The organism is Actinosynnema sp. NPDC023658 (assembly GCF_040639995.1).
GTDB lineage: Bacteria > Actinomycetota > Actinomycetes > Mycobacteriales > Pseudonocardiaceae > Actinosynnema.
On the sequence record NZ_JBFAAX010000507.1, the window covers coordinates 1 to 4318 of the forward strand.

Consider the following 4318-nt stretch of genomic DNA (forward strand, 5'->3'; position numbering starts at 1 on the left):
TGCACCTGGCGGCCCGGCCCGGCGAGTGCGCCGCGGACGAGCTGGCCGCGATGACCGGCGGTGAAGTGGCCCCGTACTCGCCGTACGGGGTGCACCTGGACGCGGGCGCGGGCGACCCCGGCGACCTCGACGCGGTGCGCGAGCGGTTGGCCGCCGTGCAGGACGAGGGCAGCCAGCTGTGCGCGGTGGCGTTGACGCGGGTGCCGGTCGAGGGCCGTGACGAGCGCTGGCTCGACCTGTGCGCGGGTCCCGGTGGCAAGGCCGTGCTGCTGGCGTCGCTGGCCCGGCTGTCCGGGGCGTCGCTGGACGCGGTGGAGAAGGCGCCGCACCGGGCGGACCTGATCCGCAAGGCGGCGGGTGACCTGCCGATGACGGTGCACGTGGCCGACGGTCGCGAGTCCGGGCTGGAGGAGGGCGGGTTCGACCGGGTGCTGGTCGACGCGCCGTGCACCGGTCTGGGCGCGTTGCGCCGACGCCCGGAGGCGCGGTGGCGGCGGCAGCCGTCGGACGTCGCGCCGCTGGCCCGGTTGCAGCGCGAGCTGTTGACGTCGGCGTTGAGCCTGGTCAGGCCGGGTGGGGTGGTGGCGTACGTGGTGTGCTCGCCGCACCTGTCCGAGACGGTGGGCGTGGTGGCCGACGTGGTCCGCCGCACGGAGGTGGAGTGGCTGGACGCGCGCGAGTTCTTCCCCGGGGTGCCGGACCTGGGGGAGGGGCCGCAGGTGCAGCTCTGGCCGCACAAGCACGGGACGGATGCGATGTTCTGCGCGGTGCTGCGGCGGCCGGTGTAAGCGGTGTGAGCGGTGGTGCTGCGGGTGTGAGCGGGCCTGTGGCGGCGGTGTGAGTGCAGCGGCGGGTGAGTGTGCGGCGGGCGTGAGGGGCGGAGCGGTGAGCGGTGGTGAGGTGTCGCCGGTGCTCGGCCTCGTGGTGTCGGCGGCGGGCGGGGTCGAGAGGTGGCTCGTGGACGACCTCGCCCGGCCGTTGGCGCGGCGCGGTTGGCGGTTGGCGGTCACGTTGACCCCGAGCGTGGCCCGGTGGTTGGAGCCGCAGCTGCCGGCGCTCGACGAGTTGACCGATCTGCCGGTGCGCTGGACCTCGCGCCTGCCGACGGAACCGAAACCGCACCCCGTGCCCGACGCGTTCGTCTTCGCCCCGGCGACCGCGAACTCGCTGGCCAAGCTGGCGCTCGGCATCGGTGACAACCAGGCGCTGACGGTGCTGTGCGAGGCGTTGGGCCGCCGCACGCCGATGGTCGTGCTGCCGCAGGTGTCCGACGACCAGGCCGCCCATCCCGCGTTCGAGGGTCACCTGGCCGTGTTGCGTTCCGCCGGTGTGGTGCTCGCGTCCGATCCCGCATCGGTGAGGCGGGAACTGGATCGGGTCGCGCCAATGGTCGCTTCAGGTGAAAACGGCGGTAACGCCGCAAGTGGCTGAATTGACAGTCAGTCGAGACGCGTAGCAGTCTTGATTGTGTCGAAATTGTACGGCCGGGATCGTGAATGGGCTTCGGTTCTCCGCTTCCTGTCCGCACCCGGTGGCCTGCTGGTCATCGACGGCCCGCCGTGCTCCGGAAAGACCGCCCTGCTGCGTGAGGCGGTCGCCGTCGCCCGTGACCTCGGTGACGCCGTCGTGCTGGTTTCCGGTGAGCACCTCGCGGAGTCGGCTGACGTGGCGCGTGCGCTCGACCGGGTGGAGTTCGCCGGGCGGCCGGGCGGCGCGGAGCCCGAGTCGGTCAGGGGCACGCTCATCGTGGTCGACCAGGCGCACCGGGATCCGTCCGCGCTGCTGGAGCTGCTGCCCAGGCTCCGGGAACGTCGGGTGCCCGCGTTGCTGGCGCTGTCCGTCGAACTCGCCGGTGCGGAGGTCCAGCGCGCCCTGGACGCGCACGGCGACGTGCTGCCGCTCGGCCCGGTCGACGACGACGCGGTCGAGCGGATGGTCACCGACCTGCTGGACGCGACGCCCCACCCCGACCTGGCCTCGTTCACCGCGGGCGCGGGCGGGCACCTGCGCTTGATCGCGGAGCTGGTCGCCGGGTTGCGCGAGGAGGGGCGCATCGAGGTGCGCGACGGCGTCGCCAGGCCGCGCGGTCGGTGGCTGCCGCGCCGGGTCGGAGCGGTGGTGGGAGGTCAGGTCGAGGAGCTGTCGGCCAAGGCCACCCAACTGCTGCGGGTCGCGGCGGTGATCGGCAGGTCGTTCCTGCTGCAGGACGTGGCCACGATGATGAACGAGACCACGGGCGCGTTGCTGCTGGCGGTGGACGAGGTGTTGGCGTCCGGGTTGGTGGTGGTGGGCGTCGGGGAGCGGTTGGAGTTCGGGTCGGACCTGGTGTGGCGGGCGGTGGTGGACTCGATGCCCCGGTCGGTGCTGCACGCCCTGCGGCACGACGCGGAGGTGCTGCGCAGGCCGCCGGGAGGGGTGGAGGCGCAGGGAGGGGCAAAGGCGGCCGGTGGTTCGGGGACGTCGGTGGGTGCGGGGTCGTCAGCGGGTGGAGGTAGGGCGGCGGGGCGGGAGGGGTGGGAGGGGCAGAGCGAAGAGCGCGGTGCGTTGGCTGTGCGGGTGCGAGGGTTGGCGGCGAACGGGAAGCTCGGCTCCGCCATCGCCGTGGCCCGCGACGGCCTGGCGGAGGGCGTGCCGGCCGGCACGGCGGCTGAGGTGCACGTGGTGCTGGCGGGCATCCTGCTGGCGGACGGGCGGCCCGCCGACGCGGCGGCCGAGATGGAGCACGTGCTGAGCACGTCGGGTGTGCCGGTGCCGCTGCGGCGGCTGGCCGAGGCGGGCCGGCTGCTGTCGCTGTACTTCGCCACCGGCAGCAGGGCGGGCGCGCACGCGCTGTCCGTGCTCACGACGGGGAACCGGGAACCGGCGGACGCGGACCTGGTCATGGCCGCGACCGTCCACTCGTGCCTGGAGTGGAGCGCGGGCAAGCTGGCCGAGGGCATGTACTGGGGCCGCGAGTCGACCCGCTGGGAACTCGACCGGCCGACGGCGTGGTGGCAGTCGCAGTCGGCGGTGTCGTTCGCGTTGAAGCTGGCCGCGCTGGGCGAGTTCGACCAGGCGGAGCGGTTGGTGCGCGACGACGTGACGTGCGACGACGAAGCGGTGACGACCGGAGCGCCGACGGCGAGGACCATCGCGCACGCCAGGGTGCTCACGCAGGCCGGGAAGCTGACCGAGGCGTTGGTGGAGGCGCGGAGGGGGTTGTCGACCGCCCGTGACCGGGGCCTGCGCCTGCTGGTGCCGCTCGCGTCGACCGTGCTGGCGACGGTGGCGTTGCACCGGGGTGAGGTCGAGGCGGCGGCGGAGCACGTGCGTCGCTACCGGGCCGACCTGGCGGCGGGCGAGGCGGTGTTGCACTCCGGGCAGTACGACTGGGTGGAGCTGCTGCTGGCGCACGCCCAAGGCGGGCCGGAGCGTGCCGCCGAACTGGCCCGTGAGCGGATGGCCGATCTCGAATGCGCCCGGCGGATCCTGGTCGAGGAACCGGGTGCCGCGCCGTGGCTGGTGCGGCAGGCGTCGGCGGTGGGGGACCGTGCGCTGGCCGGTGACGTCGTCGACGCGGTCGAGCGGCTGGCCGCCGACAACCCCGGCTTCGAGGCGGTGTCGGTGGCCGCCGACCACGCGCGGGCGTTGGCGGCCCGGGACGTGGAGCTGCTGGTCGCGGCGGCGGGACGGCACCGGCACCCGTGGGCCAAGGCGAACGCGAACGAGGACTTGGCGGGGTTGCTGGCCGACGCGGGCAGTGAGGGCGAGGCGGTGGCGTACACGACGGTGGCGTCACGGATCTTCGAGCGGATGGGTGCGGAGGGGGAGTTGGCCCGGTTACACGGGTGGGGTGAGGGCGGTAGGCGCAGTGGGGACGGCGGGCGTGGTGGGGATGGCGGGCGTGGTGGGGATGGCGGGCGTGGTGGGGATGGCGGGTGTGGTGGGGATGGAGGGCGCGGTGGGGCTGAGGAGTGGCGGCGGTTGTCCGCGCCGGAGCGGGACATCGCCCGGTTGGTCGGGGGTGGGATGACCAATCGGCAGGTCGCCAGGCAGCTGTACCTGTCGCCGCACACGGTGAACTACCACCTGCGCGGCATCTTCAAGAAGCTCGGGATCAGTTCGCGGGTGGAGTTGGCTCGGCTGGCGCATGAGCAGGACGGCCAGGAGGGCAGAGAGGCGTTGGGCGGTCGAGAGGACCAAGAGGGGCAAGAGACGCAGGAGAGGGAGATGCAGGAGGGGGAGGCGCGGGAGAGGCAGGGTGGGCAGGGGGGTGTGGGGGCGGTGGTTCTGCCCGGCTCGATTTGACATGGGGCCCTTACGGGCACCCCAGGCAGGC

The 4318-nt window shown here is 73.7% G+C and carries 3 protein-coding genes; all 3 read left to right on the top strand.

What is annotated here, in order from left to right:
• Positions 1-788, top strand: a 788-nt coding sequence (locus AB0G02_RS30030) for an RsmB/NOP family class I SAM-dependent RNA methyltransferase (protein ID WP_360800530.1), incomplete at its 5' end; no start/stop codon positions are given.
• 136 nt (positions 789-924) lie between these two features.
• On the top strand, positions 925-1431 hold the full coding sequence (locus tag AB0G02_RS30035; RefSeq protein WP_360800536.1) for a flavoprotein: 507 nt from the start codon (positions 925-927) through the stop codon (positions 1429-1431).
• Positions 1432-1467: 36 nt separating this feature from the next.
• Complete coding sequence (locus AB0G02_RS30040; protein ID WP_360800533.1) at positions 1468-4287, top strand: LuxR C-terminal-related transcriptional regulator; 2820 nt, start codon at positions 1468-1470, stop codon at positions 4285-4287.
• Positions 4288-4318 lie beyond the last annotated feature (31 nt).